Source organism: Bradyrhizobium sp. CW1 (assembly GCF_023100665.1).
GTDB classification, from domain to species: domain Bacteria; phylum Pseudomonadota; class Alphaproteobacteria; order Rhizobiales; family Xanthobacteraceae; genus Bradyrhizobium; species Bradyrhizobium canariense_D.
This window is the reverse complement of record NZ_CP064684.1, coordinates 3,033,674-3,049,647: the sequence shown is the minus strand read 5'-3', so window position 1 is coordinate 3,049,647 and position 15,974 is coordinate 3,033,674. Positions and strand designations below refer to the sequence as shown.

At 64.6% G+C, this 15,974-nt stretch carries 13 protein-coding genes; 5 read left to right on the top strand and 8 right to left on the bottom strand.

Translation table 11 applies throughout. From position 1 onward, the window contains the following. Window positions 1–26 precede the first annotated feature (26 nt). The 3 genes from IVB54_RS14730 to IVB54_RS14720 are packed head-to-tail and all read right to left on the bottom strand — an operon-like array spanning window position 27 to window position 2,078. The gene (locus tag IVB54_RS14730) at window positions 27–632 is read right to left on the bottom strand and encodes a hypothetical protein (protein ID WP_018455562.1); all 606 of its coding nucleotides are present in this window, start codon (window positions 630–632) and stop codon (window positions 27–29) included. Continuing rightward, complete coding sequence (locus IVB54_RS14725) at window positions 625–1,311, bottom strand: hypothetical protein (protein ID WP_085351050.1); 687 nt, start codon at window positions 1,309–1,311, stop codon at window positions 625–627. The genes IVB54_RS14730 and IVB54_RS14725 overlap by 8 nt, the downstream gene beginning before the upstream one ends. Then, window positions 1,308–2,078 carry a MotA/TolQ/ExbB proton channel family protein gene (locus tag IVB54_RS14720; protein WP_085351049.1) on the bottom strand — a complete coding sequence of 257 codons (771 nt, stop codon included), beginning with the start codon at window positions 2,076–2,078 and terminating at the stop codon, window positions 1,308–1,310. The genes IVB54_RS14725 and IVB54_RS14720 overlap by 4 nt, the downstream gene beginning before the upstream one ends. Before the next feature lie 179 nt (window positions 2,079–2,257). On the opposite strand from IVB54_RS14720, the gene IVB54_RS14715 reads away from it, so the two are divergent. From IVB54_RS14715 to IVB54_RS14705, 3 genes are all read left to right on the top strand, one after another. Beyond that, window positions 2,258–3,628: a histidine kinase gene (locus IVB54_RS14715; RefSeq protein WP_247361910.1), complete on the top strand. Its 1,371-nt coding sequence runs from the start codon at window positions 2,258–2,260 to the stop codon at window positions 3,626–3,628. A gap of 7 nt (window positions 3,629–3,635) precedes the next feature. Continuing rightward, a complete protein-coding gene (locus IVB54_RS14710; RefSeq protein WP_085396093.1) occupies window positions 3,636–4,286 on the top strand; it encodes a response regulator transcription factor in 651 nt (216 codons plus the stop codon). 143 nt (window positions 4,287–4,429) lie between these two features. Beyond that, a complete protein-coding gene (locus IVB54_RS14705) occupies window positions 4,430–4,732 on the top strand; it encodes a hypothetical protein (RefSeq protein ID WP_085396092.1) in 303 nt (100 codons plus the stop codon). 57 nt (window positions 4,733–4,789) lie between these two features. Here IVB54_RS14705 and IVB54_RS14700 read toward each other — a convergent pair whose 3' ends face one another. After that, window positions 4,790–5,374 (bottom strand): TetR family transcriptional regulator, encoded by a 585-nt coding sequence (locus IVB54_RS14700; protein WP_018455555.1) that lies wholly within the window; start codon window positions 5,372–5,374, stop codon window positions 4,790–4,792. Window positions 5,375–5,954: 580 nt separating this feature from the next. Between IVB54_RS14700 and purB the strand changes: the two genes are divergently transcribed. After that, complete coding sequence (gene purB / locus IVB54_RS14695; protein ID WP_247377866.1) at window positions 5,955–7,262, top strand: adenylosuccinate lyase; 1,308 nt, start codon at window positions 5,955–5,957, stop codon at window positions 7,260–7,262. 106 nt (window positions 7,263–7,368) lie between these two features. Next, window positions 7,369–8,541, top strand: a complete 1,173-nt coding sequence (locus IVB54_RS14690) for a M20 aminoacylase family protein (protein WP_247377868.1) — start codon at window positions 7,369–7,371, stop codon at window positions 8,539–8,541. Window positions 8,542–8,647: 106 nt separating this feature from the next. On the opposite strand, the gene IVB54_RS14685 is transcribed toward IVB54_RS14690, so the two are convergent. From IVB54_RS14685 to IVB54_RS14670, 4 genes are all read right to left on the bottom strand, one after another. Continuing rightward, the gene (locus IVB54_RS14685; protein ID WP_085358876.1) at window positions 8,648–9,973 is read right to left on the bottom strand and encodes a hypothetical protein; all 1,326 of its coding nucleotides are present in this window, start codon (window positions 9,971–9,973) and stop codon (window positions 8,648–8,650) included. Window positions 9,974–10,098: 125 nt separating this feature from the next. Then, on the bottom strand, window positions 10,099–11,874 hold the full coding sequence (locus IVB54_RS14680; protein WP_247456872.1) for a caspase family protein: 1,776 nt from the start codon (window positions 11,872–11,874) through the stop codon (window positions 10,099–10,101). A gap of 23 nt (window positions 11,875–11,897) precedes the next feature. Further along, window positions 11,898–13,721 carry a caspase family protein gene (locus IVB54_RS14675; RefSeq protein WP_247777301.1) on the bottom strand — a complete coding sequence of 608 codons (1,824 nt, stop codon included), beginning with the start codon at window positions 13,719–13,721 and terminating at the stop codon, window positions 11,898–11,900. Between the two features lie 190 nt (window positions 13,722–13,911). Further along, window positions 13,912–15,819, bottom strand: a complete 1,908-nt coding sequence (locus IVB54_RS14670) for an acyl-CoA synthetase (RefSeq protein ID WP_247456856.1) — start codon at window positions 15,817–15,819, stop codon at window positions 13,912–13,914. Between the last annotated feature and the right edge of the window lie 155 nt (window positions 15,820–15,974).

The following is a 15,974-nucleotide window of genomic DNA, read 5'->3' as shown; positions in this document are numbered from 1 at the left end:
ACTGCCCTGTCGCGATGGTGAAGAGCCTATTGCTCGTCCTTCGGCGGCATCCGGGGCGGCGGCAACGGCGTGAACACGGCGCCCTGCGCGCCGGCCGGTGGTGCCAGGAATTCGCCGGTCGAGGAATCGCCTCCGCTCGTCTCCATGATGGTCTTGGGCGTCACATATTCCCGGACCATGTCGATGAGGCTGCCATCGCCGCCGCCGAAATCGGCGGCCCGGCCGCCTTGCGGATGTCCCAGCGCGATCTCGTTCTCCGCCGCATGGGTCTTGTCGGCCAGCCTGTCATTGTAGGGCACACGAAAGGCGCGCGGGATGCCACTCGGCCGATTGTCCTCGTCGAGCTGCTCGACCCAGAGATAGATCGAGCCGGGATCGCCCTCCAGCGAATGCGGCTCGACGATGCGGGCCTTCAGCAGCTTGAACGAGGCCGGCAGCCGATCGGCGCTGGCCCAGCCGAGCAGCCCGCGCATCTCGGTGAAGCTGACGACATAGAACGCACTGGTCACGACCACCGCGACCGCCTTGAACGACCAATGCAGCCGCGCATAGACCAGAACGACCAGCAGCAGCGCACCGATGACGGCGTAGGCTATCGATAGCGTGAGGATGACCGTTGGCAGGCTAGTCACGGCGCACCCTCACAGCGTTCTTGCTCACGCCGGTGCTCGGGTCGAGATCGGCGCCGTTGCGCCAGCCGCTGCGAAAGGTCTCCAGCAGCGATTTCGGCCGCTGGTCCACATTGACGACCTTGCCTTCGGCGTCGAGTCGGAACCGCACCGCGGTCTTCTCGTCGCCGGTGTGATCGACCGTGAACTTGTTATCGAAGATCACCTGCGCCGTCGGATTGAGTTTTTGCACCTTCACATTGGCCGTCACAGGCTCGCCGGTCGTAGCCACGAAATGTGAGACATTGACGGTGTATTCGCCGGGAACGATGCCCCGCACCGTGACGATCTCTTCGCGGATCGGCGAGGCAATCTTTTTGCCGTTGACCATGATGAAGTCGTTGGCTCCGCCGCGATCGTCGCGGTCGAGCGTGAGGAAGCCGGCCTCGCGGTGGCGATACCAGGCGATATTGCCCACGGGATCTTGCACGAACAGGTCGAGATCGTCGGGATGGCTGTCGGGCCAGTCCAGCGTGATCATGAACTCGGCCTTGGAGTCGATCTTGCCGTCCTTGGCGTCCGGCGAGACCGCGAGCAGCGCGAGGAAGAACAGGAAAGCGATCACCTGGAGCGCCTTGAACAGCATCACGCCCAAGGGATCGAACGGCTCCTCGCGCGGATAGAGACCGAAATCATCCATCATGTCGCGATTCCAGCGCCCTTACGTTCCAGCACCGGCGTCACATAGGTCTCGGTCAGCACCACCGCATCCGAGAACACCTTCTGGGTCGCGGCATCCAGCATGTAATACTGGATGCGGACCAGGATCGAACCGACGAGGCCCGCCAGCGTCGTGTACATCGCGACCGCCATGCCGTCGCTCATTAGTCCCATCGAGGATCGCATCGCGACCTTGTCGGCGGCATCCAGTCCCGCGATCGGCGCCAGCATGATGATGAAGCCGACGATGGTGCCGAGCAGGCCGAGCTTCATCAGCGTATCCGAGACGAAGGCCCCGAAGCCGTTGGAGCCGCGCAGCCGGTCGGCGAGCGTTCGCAGCAATAGCGTCTGGTCGACGGGGCGGTAGTCCTGCGCCGCGGCCTTGGTCACGAGGCTCTCAATGTGGTCCCGCACCAGCCCGCGCGGCAGCGCGGCAGCGCCGACGTCGAGCGCCCTGCCGCCCTCGGGGGCCGCAAGCACCGCGCGGCAGCGCCTTGCCGCCGCGCCCTCGCGGGCAATGGCCCGCGTGCGCAGGAAGCAGTGACCGCAGGTGAGGACATAGAGCAGCGCGATCACGCTGGAAATGTAGGTCCGATCTGAGGTCAGCATCAGGCGGATCAGGCCGAACCGCCACAGCAGCACGACGGCGAAGATCGAAAGCCCGGTGAAGATCATCCAGAACAGGAGCGCACTGCGCTCGGATGGGTCGGCAGCAGGCCCCGCGATCGGCCCAATCGTCATCGAACTCATGCTGCACCGCTCCTGGCCGTGAATTCCGCCCATTAGATCAAAGCCGCCGCGCCCGGTCCAAAGAGCCATGCCCAATCCGGCATGGGAAATTTGCCCGAGCTACCATCTTGCCGTGCCTCGCAATTGGCAAGGCGCGGCGGCGTTGTTAGGCTGACCTTAGCAAACTTTGGGGTGATCGCATGCGCCTTGTGCTTCAGCTTGTCGCCCGTCTGTTTCTCATCGTCGCGCTCTGCCTTGGGGCGGCGACGATCTGGGCCACGTTCGACGCCTATCGCAGCGTCGACCGGGCAACTGCGGCCTCGGCGCAGCGGGTCGCCCAGGCGCTTCAGGCCCTGTATTGGCACGAATTCCTGTTGCGTAGCAGCAGAACACGCGAGCAGCTTCTGCCGGTTCCGGAGTGGCGCACGCTGGAGACGATGAAGCTGATCTCGCCCGGCGTCTGCGTCGAATTCCAACCGGCCATCGCATTCGAAAAGCCGCTCTGCGGCCAGAGCGAGGGGCTGGGCAAGACGCCGCCGCGCTGGTTCGCGTCGATCGTGCCGACCTTCCTCGGCAGCCATGCCGAAGTGATACGGCCCGTCAGTCCCCGCGCGGCGACCGCCGGAACGGTGGTCGCGACGCCGGATGAAACGGCCGCCATTTCGCTCGCCTGGGAGTACATCCTCAACGTGATCGACGTCGCGCTTTTGATGGCGGCGGCGATCGCGCTGCTGGCCTCGCTCGCGATCGCGCATGCGCTGGCGCCGGCGCGCACGATCGTCACGGCCTTGCAGCGCATGGCCCGCGGCCATTATCGCACGAAACTGCCGCGCTTCCGTTCGATGGAGCTGGCGATGATCGGCAGCGCCGTCGGCGAGCTCGGCGGCCGGCTGGAGGAGGCGACCGAACAGCGCGCGGCGCTGACGCGGCGCCTGATCGAGATCCGCGACGACGAACGCCGCGCGCTCGCCCGCGAGCTGCACGACGAGTTCGGACAAAATCTCTCGGCCATCCTCGCCTTCGCCAACACCATCGAAACGGCGAGCACGAAGGCAGATAAGCGCGACGACATCGTGCAGGACGCGCGGATGATCTCGCAGGCCACGCATCATCTGATGGCCTCGCTGCGCGACGCGCTGAAGCGCCTGCGCAATCCTCTGCCCGCCGAGCTTGGGCTGGAGGCGAGCCTCGTGAATTTGGTGGATAGCTGGCGCTCGCAGAGCTCGGCGCGGCCGACGATCCAGCTCGATCTCAAGGGCGACCTCACCGACATCAGCGGCCCGGCCGCTATCACGGCCTATCGCGTCGCGCAGGAATGCCTGACCAACGCGTTGCGCCACGGCGCGGCACGCGAGATTTCGCTCAGCGTGGAACGGCGCGCGGGCGACGACGATGCATTGCTGATCCGTGTCGACGACGATGGCGGCGGCGACGCGGCACGCGTCAAGCAGTCGGCCGGCTTCGGCCTCACCGGCATCTGCGAGCGCGTCGCAGCGGCCGGTGGATCATTCTCGATCCTGCCCGCCCGAGGCGGACTCAGCGTCGCCGCCACCATCCCGCTCGCCGCATGAGGCCGGCATGAACGAGATTACGGCAACGGGCATTTCCGTGCTGCTGGTCGACGACCATCCGATCGTGCGGCAAGGCTATCGGCGCGTGCTGGAAAGCCAGGGTGATCTGCATGTCGTGGCGGAAGCCGACAACGCTGCGGATGCCTACAGCGCCTTCAAGGCGCGCGATCCTGATGTCGTCGTGCTTGATATCTCGATGCCCGGCGCGAGCGGACTGGAAGCCATCCGCAACATCCGCGCGCGCAGTCCGCGGGCGCGCATCCTCGTCTTTACCATGCACAACGAAGCCGTTCTGGTGAAGGCAGCCTTCAGTGCCGGCGCCAGCGGCTTCGTCACCAAGAGTAGCGAGCCGTCCGCAGTCGTGTCCGCGATCCGCAGCGTTGCCCGCGGCGAGCGCGCCATGAGCGACGACATCGCGCACATCTTGGCCGAGGACAGTCTGTCGGCGGGCTCGGCGCTGGATCAATTGGGAGAACGCGAGATCGAGATCCTGCGCCAGTTCGCCGGCGGTGCCACGACCGAACAGATCGCTGCGCATCTCAATCTCAGCGTCAAGACGGTGCAGAACTATCACTATCTGATCAAGACCAAGACCGGCGCGCGCACGGATGCGCAGCTGGTGCGGCTGGCAGCCAATTGTGGACTGACGAAGATCTAGATGTTTGCCCCTCCCTGAAGGCAGGCGCACGGAGCCATCCTCCGCATGCGGGCGTCTCCCAGGTATATTTCGACCGCCTTGCGATGCGGATTGGAACGGAGGCCATCGAACTCCAGTTAGTACCGCAGTGAAGGAGTTCCGCCATGAGTAAGGCTATCCGCGAAGCTACCTATCCCGCGCTCATCACTGTCGGCGAGCTCATCGATGAACTCTGCCGCTTGCCAGACACAGCAACCATTCGATTCCACTGCCCCATGCTCGAACAGGAGCTTGCATTCTACAGGCTTCGAAAGCGGGCGAAGGACCTCGTCGAAATTGAAGTCAATGCGTATCCGGAAAGCCCGCCGGTCGTGCCATTGGCGGATACCGCTCTTCGTGCGCGGAAAAAGTCCCACCATCCGCGTTCGCTCCGCGATGGTGCCCTCGCCCACAAGGTCGACGGATAAAAGCGCCGCCCATGCGGGCGATCGAACGGCTTTGGAACAGCGCGTGGAGTATTCGGCCTACGCCTTCAGCCCGCGCAATACCAGCGCCAGCGTCGCATCGACACGCGCCGAGAGATCGGCATCCTTCCACTCGTCGGCATGGGCCGGATGGTGAAAGCGGACTGTGGCATCGAAGATCGCACGCGCGGTGGTCTTGACGTCATCGACGGCGAACACGCCCTGCGTCACGCCGTCGGACAGGATTGCCGCGATCTGGTCGATCATGGTGTCCTTGTGACATTTGACGGCCGCGCAGGCTTCGCGCGCCAGGGTCAGATAAGTGTCGAACATCTCGGGGTCGTCGAGCACACGCGAACGTTTGGCGGCGAACAGCGTGCGCAGCCAGCGGTCGAGCCTGTCAGGCGCCGGGCCCTGCTCCTTGGCGATCGCCAGCAGCGGCGCGTCGATGCGGTCAAGCCAGCGTTTGGCAACCGCTTCGCGCAGTGAAGCCTTGCTCGGGAAATGGCGATAGACGCTGCCATGGCTCACATCGAGCGCACGGGCAACGTCGACCACGGTGGCTTTGGCCAGTCCGTAACGCCGCAACACGTCCTCGGTGACTTCGAGGATCCGCTCCGGCGTCAAGATAACGGCTTCGTTCATGCCAGCACCATGTTCCCGTTGAGGGCTCAGTTACCCGGCGACAGAGCTGCTTCCGAAGCGCCCGTGCCGGTCGTTTCGGAAAGCTCTCGCCTTAATGAGGCAGTTTTGCAGCCTGCGCCGCGATCTGGCGCGCCACCAGTAAATTGAGCCAGTGCCCAATCGTCCCGGTCAAATTGATGATTTCGGTCGTCATTGTCGTAAGTCTCCAATCAATTGGCGGTCCCTGTTGTTCAATTGCGACCCTCAATCCCCCATTTGCTTGGGACGTCGGGCTCCCGGGATGCCGCCAGACGCCCAATCGGAGCGTCCGACAACAGATATACACGTCTTGCTGACAGATTTCAATATCTGTCAGTCAATGATCCGTGATTGACAGTTAAATATCTGCGGTCCCCTACGGCGCGGGCCGCCCAGCGCCCCCGCTGCGGCCGGCGCGATGCCCCCACCCAGCCCAATCATCCCCCGCTACGCTGCCGGTGCCGTTTGTTTCGCTCTCCCCGCTCTGCTAAGTCACGGCGTAAAAAGCATTTTGGCAGGTCGCCCCTTCTGAGTCGCCCGCCCACCTTCCTGGAGCAGTCCAATGATCCCCCGCTATACCCGCCCGGAAATGGCCTCGATCTGGGAGCCGCAGACCCGGTTCAAGATCTGGTTCGAGATCGAGGCGCATGCGGCGGACGCCCTTGCCGAGCTCGGCACGATTCCCAAGGAGGCCGCCAAAACGGTCTGGGCCAAGGCCAAGGACGCCACTTTCGACGTCGCCCGCATCGACGAGATCGAGCGCGAGACCAAGCACGACGTCATCGCCTTCCTCACCCACCTCGCCGAGATCGTCGGCCCCGAAGCGCGCTTCGTGCATCAGGGCATGACGTCCTCCGACGTGCTCGACACCTGCCTCAACGTCCAGCTCACCCGCGCCGCCGACCTGCTGCTCGCCGACCTCGACAAGGTGCTGGCGGCGCTGAAGAAGCGCGCCCTCGAGCACAAGATGACGCCGACCATCGGCCGCAGCCACGGCATCCACGCCGAACCCGTGACCTTCGGCCTCAAGCTCGCCTACGCCTATGCGGAATTCTCGCGCGCCAAGGAGCGCCTGATCGCGGCGCGCAAGGAAGTCGCCACCTGCGCCATCTCTGGTGCGGTCGGCACGTTTGCCCAGATCGATCCGCGCGTCGAACAGCATGTTGCGAAAGCCATGGGCCTCGTCCCCGAGCCGATCTCGACGCAGGTCATCCCCCGCGACCGCCACGCGATGTATTTCTCGACGCTCGGCGTGATCGCTTCCTCGGTCGAGCGTTTCGCGGTGGAGATCCGCCACATGCAGCGCACCGAAGTGCTGGAAGCCGAGGAGTTCTTCTCCGAAGGGCAGAAGGGTTCGTCCGCGATGCCGCACAAGCGCAATCCGGTGCTCTCGGAAAACCTCACCGGGCTGTCGCGCATGGTGCGCGCCTATGTGACGCCGGCGCTGGAGAACGTCGTGCTCTGGCACGAGCGCGACATCTCGCACTCCTCCGCCGAGCGCATGATGGGCCCCGACGCGACCGTGACGCTCGACTTCGCGCTGGTGCGCCTCGCCGGCCTGATCGACAAGCTGCTGGTGTACCCCGCCAACATGCAGAAGAACCTCGACCGCCTCGGCGGCCTCGTGCATTCGCAGCGCGTTCTGCTGGCGCTGACGCAGAAGGGCGCAAGCCGCGAGGACGCCTACAAGCTCGTGCAGCGCAACGCCATGCCGGTCTGGCGCGGCGAGGGCGACTTCCTCCAGCTCCTGAAGAAGGACGCTGACGTGAAGAAGTATCTCACCGACGCCGAGATCGAGGAGCAGTTCGACCTCGGCTATCACTTCAAGCACGTCGACACGATCTTCAAGCGCGTGTTCGGTGAAAGCTGAGCGTCATTCGTAACCCGGGTGAGCGCAGCGATACCCGGAACTTCTCTCACAAAGATCCCGGATGTCCCTTCGCTCATCCGGCAACAACAACAGAGACGGAGCCTCCATGCCCATCGTCAATCGCGTTGCCGCCCTCTCCGACGAAATGGCCGCTTGGCGCCATGACTTCCACGAGAATCCGGAGCTGCAATACGACGTCCACCGCACCGCCGGCATCGTCGCCGACCGCTTGCGCGAGTTCGGCTGCGACGAGGTGGTGACGGGCATCGGCCGCACCGGCGTCGTCGGCGTGATCCGCGGCCGCAAATCCGCCTCGGGCAAGACCATTGGCCTGCGCGCCGACATGGACGCGCTGCCGATCATGGAGACGTCGGGCGTGCCTTATGCATCGAAGGTCCCGGGCAAGATGCACGCCTGCGGCCATGACGGCCATACCGCGATGCTGCTGGGCGCGGCAAAATACCTGACCGAGACGCGCAACTTCGACGGCACGGCCGTGGTGATCTTCCAGCCCGCCGAGGAAGGCGGCGGCGGCGGCAAGGCGATGGTCGAGGATGGGCTGATGACGCGCTGGAACATCCAGGAGGTCTACGGCATGCACAACATGCCGGGCCTGCCCGAAGGACATTTCGCGACCACGCCCGGCGCGATGCTCGCCTCCTCCGACAACATCCAGATCACGGTCCACGGCAAGGGCGGCCACGCCGGCGCGGGTCCGCACAAGTCGATCGACAGCGTGCTGATCGGTTCGCAGATCGTCAATGCGCTGCAGTCGATCGTCGCGCGCAACGTCGATCCGCTGAAGTCCGCCGTAATCTCGATCACGCAATTCCACTCCGGTACGGCCTTCAACATCATCCCGGAGATCGCCGAGCTCGGCGGCACCGTGCGCACGCTCGACCCTGAAGTGCGCGATCTCGTCGAGCGCCGCATCGGCGAAGTCGCCGAGAGCATCGCGCGCGCCTATGGCGGCTCGGCGGAGACCAAATACACGCGCATGTATCCGGTGACGATGAACCATGCGCGCGAGGCCGGCCTCGCCGCCGACGTCGCCCGCGACATCGTCGGCGCCGAGCGCGTCAACGACAAGTTCATTCCGATGATGGGCGCCGAAGATTTTTCCTTCATGCTGGAAGCACGCCCCGGCGCGATGATCCTGGTCGGCATGGGCGACGGCAACGAGTGCCACCACCCGGCCTACGTCTTCAACGACAACATCCTCGGCCACGGCGCGTCGTATTGGGCGCGCCTGGTAGAGACGCGGATGCCGGCGGGTTAGTGCAGGTCTCGCCGGGTGGGCAAAGCGAAAGGGTGCCCACCACAAACTTCTCCGCTGCAAATGGTGGGCACGGCGCTTCGCGCCTTTGCCCACCCTACAACACCGCTCATCCCTGATATTGCAGCACGTGCATGCCGGCGTTCCAGTCGGAGACGAACATCAGCCCGTCAGGCCGGACATAGGCGTCGCAGGTTTTGGCCGCGAGCGCGACGTTCGGGCGCGGATCGATGAGCTTTTTCGGTGTCGGCGGCACCCAATACGCGATCTCCTTCGGTGCGAAGGCGTCCCTGACGTCGAACACCCTGACGCCGGCATTGTTGTAGGTTGCGAAGATCGTCTCCTCGCTCTGGAACGAGCCCGGGCGGTTCTCGTGCAGATTATGCGGACCGAAGGTGCCGTTCGTGCAGAAATCGCGGTCGCGCGGGGTCGGCAGGGTCGCGATCGGCACCGGATTTGCCGGCGCGCGCACGTCGAGAACGAATGTATGGAACAGCCCCTTGGCGCAATTGTCCGCGTTCGCTTCGTCGGCGACGATTGCGAGCTGTCGCTTGGGCAGCGGCAGCGGCGTATGCGTCCCGCCGGCGAAGGGCGGCGACCAGTTGATGTGGGACAGCAGCTTTGGATTCACGGGATCGCTGATGTCGTGAATGGTGAAGCCGCCATCGCGCCAGGCAGCATAGCCGCGATCACCCGCCGTGATCATGTGATGGAGCGCAAAGCGCTTGCCCTTCGGCGTTGCCGGCTCGCCGGCCGCACGGTTCATGCCCGGCAGCCACCATTTCGCGACGATCTCCGGCTTGGTGATGGTCTTGAGATCGACCACGCAAAGGATGTGGTCGGTGAACCCGTCGAGATGCGCCGATACATAGGCATAGCGGCCGCCCGGCCACCACAGCCGATTGATGCCGAAGCCGGGCATTTCGAGGAATGCGATTTCGCGCATCTCGTTCGGTTTCGATATGTCGTGGATCGACAGCCCACAGCGGAATTTCTTGGCCTTGGTGATGCTGTCGACCAGCGTGTTCTCGAAATAGCCGCGCATATTGTCGTAGGACTGCATCGCGACGATGTTGGCGCCGTTTGCAAGCAGCAGCAGGTCTTCCGCCACCTGTAAATGGTGGGTGCGAGTGTATTGTCCCGCGGTGAAGAAATTGACCGGCTTCAGCGCACGCGGATCGGATGCGTCCAGGACCGTCACGCCGTCGCTGAACATATGTCCGACATAGACATGCTGCCGGTTGAACATCACCTGCACGCTGTCGGGCCGTCCGCCGATGTCGCTGTAGGAGATGTGCTTGATGCCCTTGCCGATGCCCTCAGGGGGAATGTCTGCCTCCGAAGCCCTAGCGCATCTCGACCACCCAGGCAGCGCGGCGGATCCGAGCACGGCCGACAATTGCTGAAGGTGACTGCGGCGCGAGAGCTCAAGCATCGGTTTTCCCCATTTTTTTTGGGAATGATGCTCGCTTGCGGCGGGGCACGCAAGCCTCGTGTCGCCTACCCTCACCTCAACCGCAGACGTGTCTGGTCCGGCCGGACATCACCGCTGCCTGGCCCTCAGTTGCAGACCTCGCCGGTGATCTTGGCGCTGGCGTTCGCATTGGGCACCGGCCCGAGGTGACAGCCCTTTGCGACCGGTCTGCATCCGGCGTTGTTGCAGATCATCTGCCCAGAGGACTGCGACTTCGGAGCCGCGGACTCCGCCTCCTTGCGGTCCTGGTCGCGCCTCGAATCCTCGCGCGTGACCACCGGCTTCTTCTCCGGCACCTTCTCGCATTCATTGTCATCGCCGACGTGATAGCCGGCGCGGCAGGTGATCTTCGCGCATTGATCGCCGTCGGCCTTGAAGCCGAAATTGCATACGAGCGGACAGACGCGTCCTGGCTTCGCCTTCAGCGCATCGAGCGCGTCGACGCTTGCAAGCTTCGCGTCGAGTTGGGTGCCGGCATATTTGTTGAACAGCGTCAGCGAGCGTTGCGATGCGGCGTTCCAATCGCCGTCAGCGGCGGCCGAAAGACAGCCGACGCGGCGCAGCTCGCTCTGAACGGATTTCGCGAGATCGCCGGGCGGCGGGGAGCTTGGCGGCGGCGACAGCGCGGCGACCTTCCTGCTTTCGGCATCAGCCGCCTGCTTGTCCGCCGCCTGCTTCGTTGCGGCCTCCGTCGCCGCTTTCTCGAGCGCCCGCTTCTCCGCGAGCGACTTGGCCGCGGCAGCTTCCGCCGCCTTGCGATCTCGTTCGGCCGCCTCCGCCTTGGCCTGCTCGATCTGCTTGGCTTTCTCGGCCGCGATCCTCGCCTCTTCCGCGGCTTTGGCAGCTGCGGCGGCTTTCTCCTGCTCGGCCTTCTGGGCTCGTTCGGTCGCGAGCCTCGCCTTCTCCTGTTCGGCCAGACGCGCCTTCTCGGTCGCCACCGTGCGATCCTCCTCGGCGGCAATCTTCTTCAACTGCACACGAGCGAGGTTGGCGTAAAAGCCGTCCGGATAGGTCTGGAGGAATGCTTCCCAGGCTTCGCGCAGGCCGGCCTGAAGCGCCAGCTCGTAGTCCTTGCGCACACTGTCCTGCGGGTTTGCCTGCGGACCTGCTGCGACTGGCCTCAGCGGCACCAGCGGCACGTCGCTGCCGCCCAGGGAGCCATAGACATACGGCTCCTGCTTGTTGCCGGTCTTCTTCAAGACGTCGTCACGGACAAACCCGAATGCCTTGCGCAAGTCGAGCCCGGGCTTCGGCAGATGATCGGTCAGCGCCACCGCGAACGGGCTGTTGCGGGAGTCGCCGTCCGACGCCGTCGATCCCGCCTTGGCCGCAAAGGCGATCATCGTGTTCGGACTGGTCGGCTCGACCTTGGCAAGCCCGCCGCCAATCGCGCGCGAGGCCAGCGTGCGCTTCATCGTCTTGGCGAACGGGTTGTCGCGGCACGCGTCGAGAATGACCAGACGAAGCTGCTTGGCCGGTTCGACCGCATACAGCGCGCGATCCAGCGCGACCGTCTCGTCGAGGACGTCGCCATCGGTTTCCAGCATGGCATCGGTCGGAACGAGATAGTTGCTGCCGTCCAGCTCGATGCCATGGCCGGCATAGTAGATCACCGCCATGTCGGCATCGCGCGTCCTGGCCGCGAACTCGCGCAGCGATCGTCGCATTTCGCTGGCATTGAGGTCCAGCCTGATCTCGACCGTATCGAAGCCTGCGTTCCTGAACATGCCGCCGACCAGCCCGGCGTCGTTCACCGGGTTGGCGAGCCGCGGCGCGTTCTTATAGGCGGAATTGCCGATGACGAGCGCAACGCGCTTGTCGGCACAGGCCGGCCCGCAAGCGAGCCAGGTCGCAAAGACCATTACAGCGACGAGCCGATACACACTCAATTGCAAACCTCGGTGGTGACGCTCGATCCTATATTGAGCTTCGTCGTTCCGAGACGGCAGCCCTTTGCGACCGGCCGGCATCCCGCGTTGTTGCAGATCATCTGTCCAGACGCTTGGGACTTCGGCGCTGCGGACTCGGCGTCTTTCCGGTCCCGGTCGCGCCTTCTGGGCTCGTCGCGGGCGGTAGGCGGCGGCTTTCTCTCCGGCACCTTCTCGCACTCGTTGTCGTCGCCGACATGATAGCCGGCGCGGCAGGTGATCTTCGCGCATTGATCGCCGTCGGCCTTGAAACCGAAATTGCACACGAGCGGGCAGACCCGCCCCGGCTTCGCCTTCAGCGCATCGAGCGCGTCGACACTCGCAAGCTTCGCGTCGAACTGGGTGCCGGCATATTTGTTGAACAGCGTCAGCGAGCGCTGCGTTGCGGCGTTCCAGTCGCCGTCAGCGGCGGCCGAAAGACAGCCGACGCGGCGCAGTTCGCTCTGAAGGGATTTCGCCAGATCGGCTGCCGAAAGCGTGGATGCCGGCGCGGACGAAAGCGCGGCAACCTTCTCGGTCCCGGCCTGCGGCAGCTGTCGGTCGGCCGCGGGCTTCGCACCCGCCTCCGCCGAGGCCCTCTCTGCGGCCTGCTTGGCAGCAAGTTCGGCCTTGGCCTTCTCCGCCGCCTGCTTCTCGGCCTGTGCTTTCGCCGCGGCAGCCTCAGCCAGCTTGCGCTGGTGCTCCGCTGCCTCCGTCCTCGCCTGCTCGATCTGCTTCTGTTTCTCCGCCGCGATCCGGGCCTCTTCGGCGGTTTTGGCCGCCGCGGCCGCCTTGTCCTGCTCGGCCTTCTGGGCGCGTTCGGCAATGAGCCTTGCCTTCTGCTGCTCGGCCGCATTGGCTTTTTGCTCGGCCGACGCGCGCGTCTCCTCGGCGCCGATCTTGTTCAATTGGCCCTTGGCCAGGTTGGCATAGAAGCCTTCGGGATATTGCGCCAGAAAGGCTTCCCAACCGTCCCGCGTGGCAAGCTGCAGCGCGAGCTCGTAATCCCTGCGAATAGAATCCTGCGGATTTGCCTGCGGACCGGTTGCAGCCGGCTTGGCAGAAACCAACGGCACGTCATCGCCGCCCAGCGAGCCATACACGAAGGGCTCCTGCTTGTTCCCGGTGCTCCTCAGCACATCGTCGCGGACAAAGCCGAACGCCTTGCGCAAATCTAGGCCCGGTTTGGGCAAGTGCTCGACCAATGCGACGGCGAACGGGCTGTTCCTCGAATCGCCGTCGGACGCGGTCGAACCGGCCTTCGCCGCGAACGCAATCATGGTGTTGGGGCTGGTCGGCTCGACCTTCGCAAGCCCGCGTCCGATCGCGCGCGAGGCCAGCGTCCGCTTCATGCTCTTGGAAAACGGATTGTCGCGGCAGGCGTCGAGGATGATCAGACGAAGCTGCTTGGCCGGCTCGACCGCGAACAGCGCGCGCTCGACCGCGATGGTCTCGTCAAGCACGTCGCCATCCGTCTCCAGCGTCGCGTCGATCGGAATGAGATAGTTGGTGCCTTCCAGCTCGATGCCGTGGCCGGCGTAATAGATCACCGCCATATCGGCATCGCGGGTCCTGCCGGCGAACTCGCGCAACATGCGCCGCATCTCGCTGGCGCTGAGATCCAGCCTGACATCGACGGAATCAAAGCCCGCCTTCTTGAACATGCCGCCGACCAGAGTGGCATCGTTGACGGGATTGCCGAGCTTGGGCGCGCTCTTGTAGGCGGAATTGCCGATGACAAGCGCCACCCGCCGGTCCGCATGGGCCGGTCCGCAGGCGAGGCCAATGGCCAAAATCAACAAAACAAATATCCGAAACGGAATCACTTGCGTCCCCCCGGATGCAATTCCACGAGACTATTCGGACCATGGCTCAATTGCCAATTCTTCCTATGTGATATTTGTCACATAAGGGGCTCTATCGGGGGTATGGATAATGCGGCGAAGCGTCGCCCTGCTCTCGAACTGACGCCAAGGCCGTCTGTTTGGCCCGTTACATTTGCACCACCTCGTGGCGCATCACGAACGGTGCAAGCAGTGCGTGCACCTCGCTCGCAACCGCCTCGCGCTGATCCGCCGGCAGGCCCGCCAGCGTCACAGTCGCGATCGAACCGTGGCTGCCGTGAGCACCGACCCTGACCTTGCAGTCGATGCCGCGCTCAGTGAGCGGTGTCAGCACCTTCGTGAACACGCGCTGGGCTGCGTCCCAGCGCAGCTGCGGCTTGAACACCTTGCCGACGCCCGTCACCGGCATCGGATCGATCGGGATGACCTGCACCGGGACAGCTGCGCGCTCCGGCGTACGCTCGCGCACCCATGTCTCCAGCTCGCCCGGCTCGACAGTCGCGCCCGGCTTCAGCTGCACGTAACCGACCGGCAGCTCGCCGGCATAGGCGTCGGGCTGACCGACCACCGCGGCAAAACCGACGGCGGGATGGCGGAACATGATCTCCTCGATCGGCGCCGGATCGATGTTGTGGCCGCCGCGGATCACGAGATCCTTGGCGCGGCCGGTGATCCAGAGATAGCCGTCGGCATCGAGCCGGCCAAGATCGCCGGAATTGACCCAGACCTCGTCGACGAAGGCACCCTTGTTGTGCTCGTCGTTGAGATAGCCGCCGAACACGCCTGGGCCAGCCATGATGACGACGCCAATCTCGTCCGGCGCGCAGTCGCGGATCAGCTTGCCCTCGGCATCGAGCTGGACGATGCGGACCCGCGCGTAAGGCATGGGAAGGCCGACCGAACCGAGCCGGATCGGCCGCGACCGATAGGCCAGCGTGTGCACGCTCGAGGTCTCGGTCATGCCGTAAACCTCGACGACCGGCAGCTTGAGCTTGTCCTGGATCGCAGACCCCACCGCGACCGGGATCGCGGAGCCCCCACCGGCTGCATATTTCAGGCTGGAGATGTCCGCATTGCCAGGCGGTACCGCGAGCGTCGCGGCGAGTACCGTCGGCACGCTCGACAGCGCCTCCGGCTTGAAGCGCTCGACCAGTTGCCAGATGTTCTTCACCGCATTCGGGTTGCGCCATCCGCTCGGCGACAGCACGACCAGCGAACCGCCGGCCGAGAGCGTCGTCAGTACCTGCGTCAACGAGCCCCCGACGTGAAACAGCGGCATGCCGAACAGCATGTTGGCGCCCGGCTTCGACTTCAGCAGCAGATTGAGCGCCCAGGCCTGATAAACTTGGTTGGCATGCGTGTGCCGCACCAGCTTTGGCGTGCCGGTGGTGCCGCCGGTGTGGAAATAGGCGGCGATGTCGCTGCCGAGAATCTTGCGTCCGCTGATAAGGCGGTCCGAAGGCTGCGGCTTGATGAGGTCGTTGAAGGCAAAGATTCCTCTCGCCGGATCGCCAGCACCGAACACCTGCACGATCGCCTTGAGCTGCTTGAGTTGCGGCCTGATCTGCTCGACTTTCTGCCAGATGTCGGTGCCCGGCATCGGCCCGAGCGCCACCAGGATTTTCGTATTCGCGGCCTCGAGGATCTCCGCGATCTGGTGCGGCTCCAGGAGCGGATTGACGGGATTGGCGATGCCGGCGGCTTCCGCGCCGAACAGCGTTACAAAGGCGTCCGGCACCAGCGGCAGCATGAAGCTGACGACGTCGCCCTTCTCCACGCCCAGCGCGTGAAGCATGTTGGCGGCCTGCGTGACGCGCGCGATGAAGTCGCGGTACGTGACCACGACCGGCGTGTCGGTGGGATCGGCATTTTGCAGGAACTGGAGCGCCGGCCCGTCGGGGTTGCGGACCGCACCCAGCCTGATGGCGTCGTAAGTGCTCTCGGCCGCGACGCGATCGGCGTAAGGGACCTGCTCGAAGGCTCGAACCTCGGCGTCCGTCGCCAGGTCGGGATAGTCGCTGCCGATGAGCCGATCGAGCGCATGGATGCCCGCCATGGAATTCCGTCCTCCCTCAGATGCATTTCCCCGCGCCCTGTCTTTTGACTTTTGGGGTTGGCGGGGCCTCGACCGATGGCCGGCCGAGCACGGGCAGAATGATGGATGATTTGGCGTTCGTCCATGACCTAACGGCCTCGGGCTGTGGTGAGAGG

What these genes read in the sequence shown, in the direction of transcription:
- IVB54_RS14725 (WP_085351050.1), bottom strand. Translation starts at nt 1,311, where the DNA reads ATGATGGATGATTTCGGTCTCTATCCGCGCGAGGAGCCGTTCGATCCC.
- IVB54_RS14720 (WP_085351049.1), bottom strand. Translation starts at nt 2,078, where the DNA reads ATGAGTTCGATGACGATTGGGCCGATCGCGGGGCCTGCTGCCGACCCA.
- IVB54_RS14715 (WP_247361910.1), top strand. Translation starts at nt 2,258, where the DNA reads ATGCGCCTTGTGCTTCAGCTTGTCGCCCGTCTGTTTCTCATCGTCGCG.
- IVB54_RS14710 (WP_085396093.1), top strand. Translation starts at nt 3,636, where the DNA reads ATGAACGAGATTACGGCAACGGGCATTTCCGTGCTGCTGGTCGACGAC.
- IVB54_RS14705 (WP_085396092.1), top strand. Translation starts at nt 4,430, where the DNA reads ATGAGTAAGGCTATCCGCGAAGCTACCTATCCCGCGCTCATCACTGTC.
- IVB54_RS14700 (WP_018455555.1), bottom strand. Translation starts at nt 5,374, where the DNA reads ATGAACGAAGCCGTTATCTTGACGCCGGAGCGGATCCTCGAAGTCACC.
- purB (WP_247377866.1), top strand. Translation starts at nt 5,955, where the DNA reads ATGATCCCCCGCTATACCCGCCCGGAAATGGCCTCGATCTGGGAGCCG.
- IVB54_RS14690 (WP_247377868.1), top strand. Translation starts at nt 7,369, where the DNA reads ATGCCCATCGTCAATCGCGTTGCCGCCCTCTCCGACGAAATGGCCGCT.
- IVB54_RS14685 (WP_085358876.1), bottom strand. Translation starts at nt 9,973, where the DNA reads ATGCTTGAGCTCTCGCGCCGCAGTCACCTTCAGCAATTGTCGGCCGTG.
- IVB54_RS14680 (WP_247456872.1), bottom strand. Translation starts at nt 11,874, where the DNA reads ATGGTCTTTGCGACCTGGCTCGCTTGCGGGCCGGCCTGTGCCGACAAG.
- IVB54_RS14670 (WP_247456856.1), bottom strand. Translation starts at nt 15,819, where the DNA reads ATGGCGGGCATCCATGCGCTCGATCGGCTCATCGGCAGCGACTATCCC.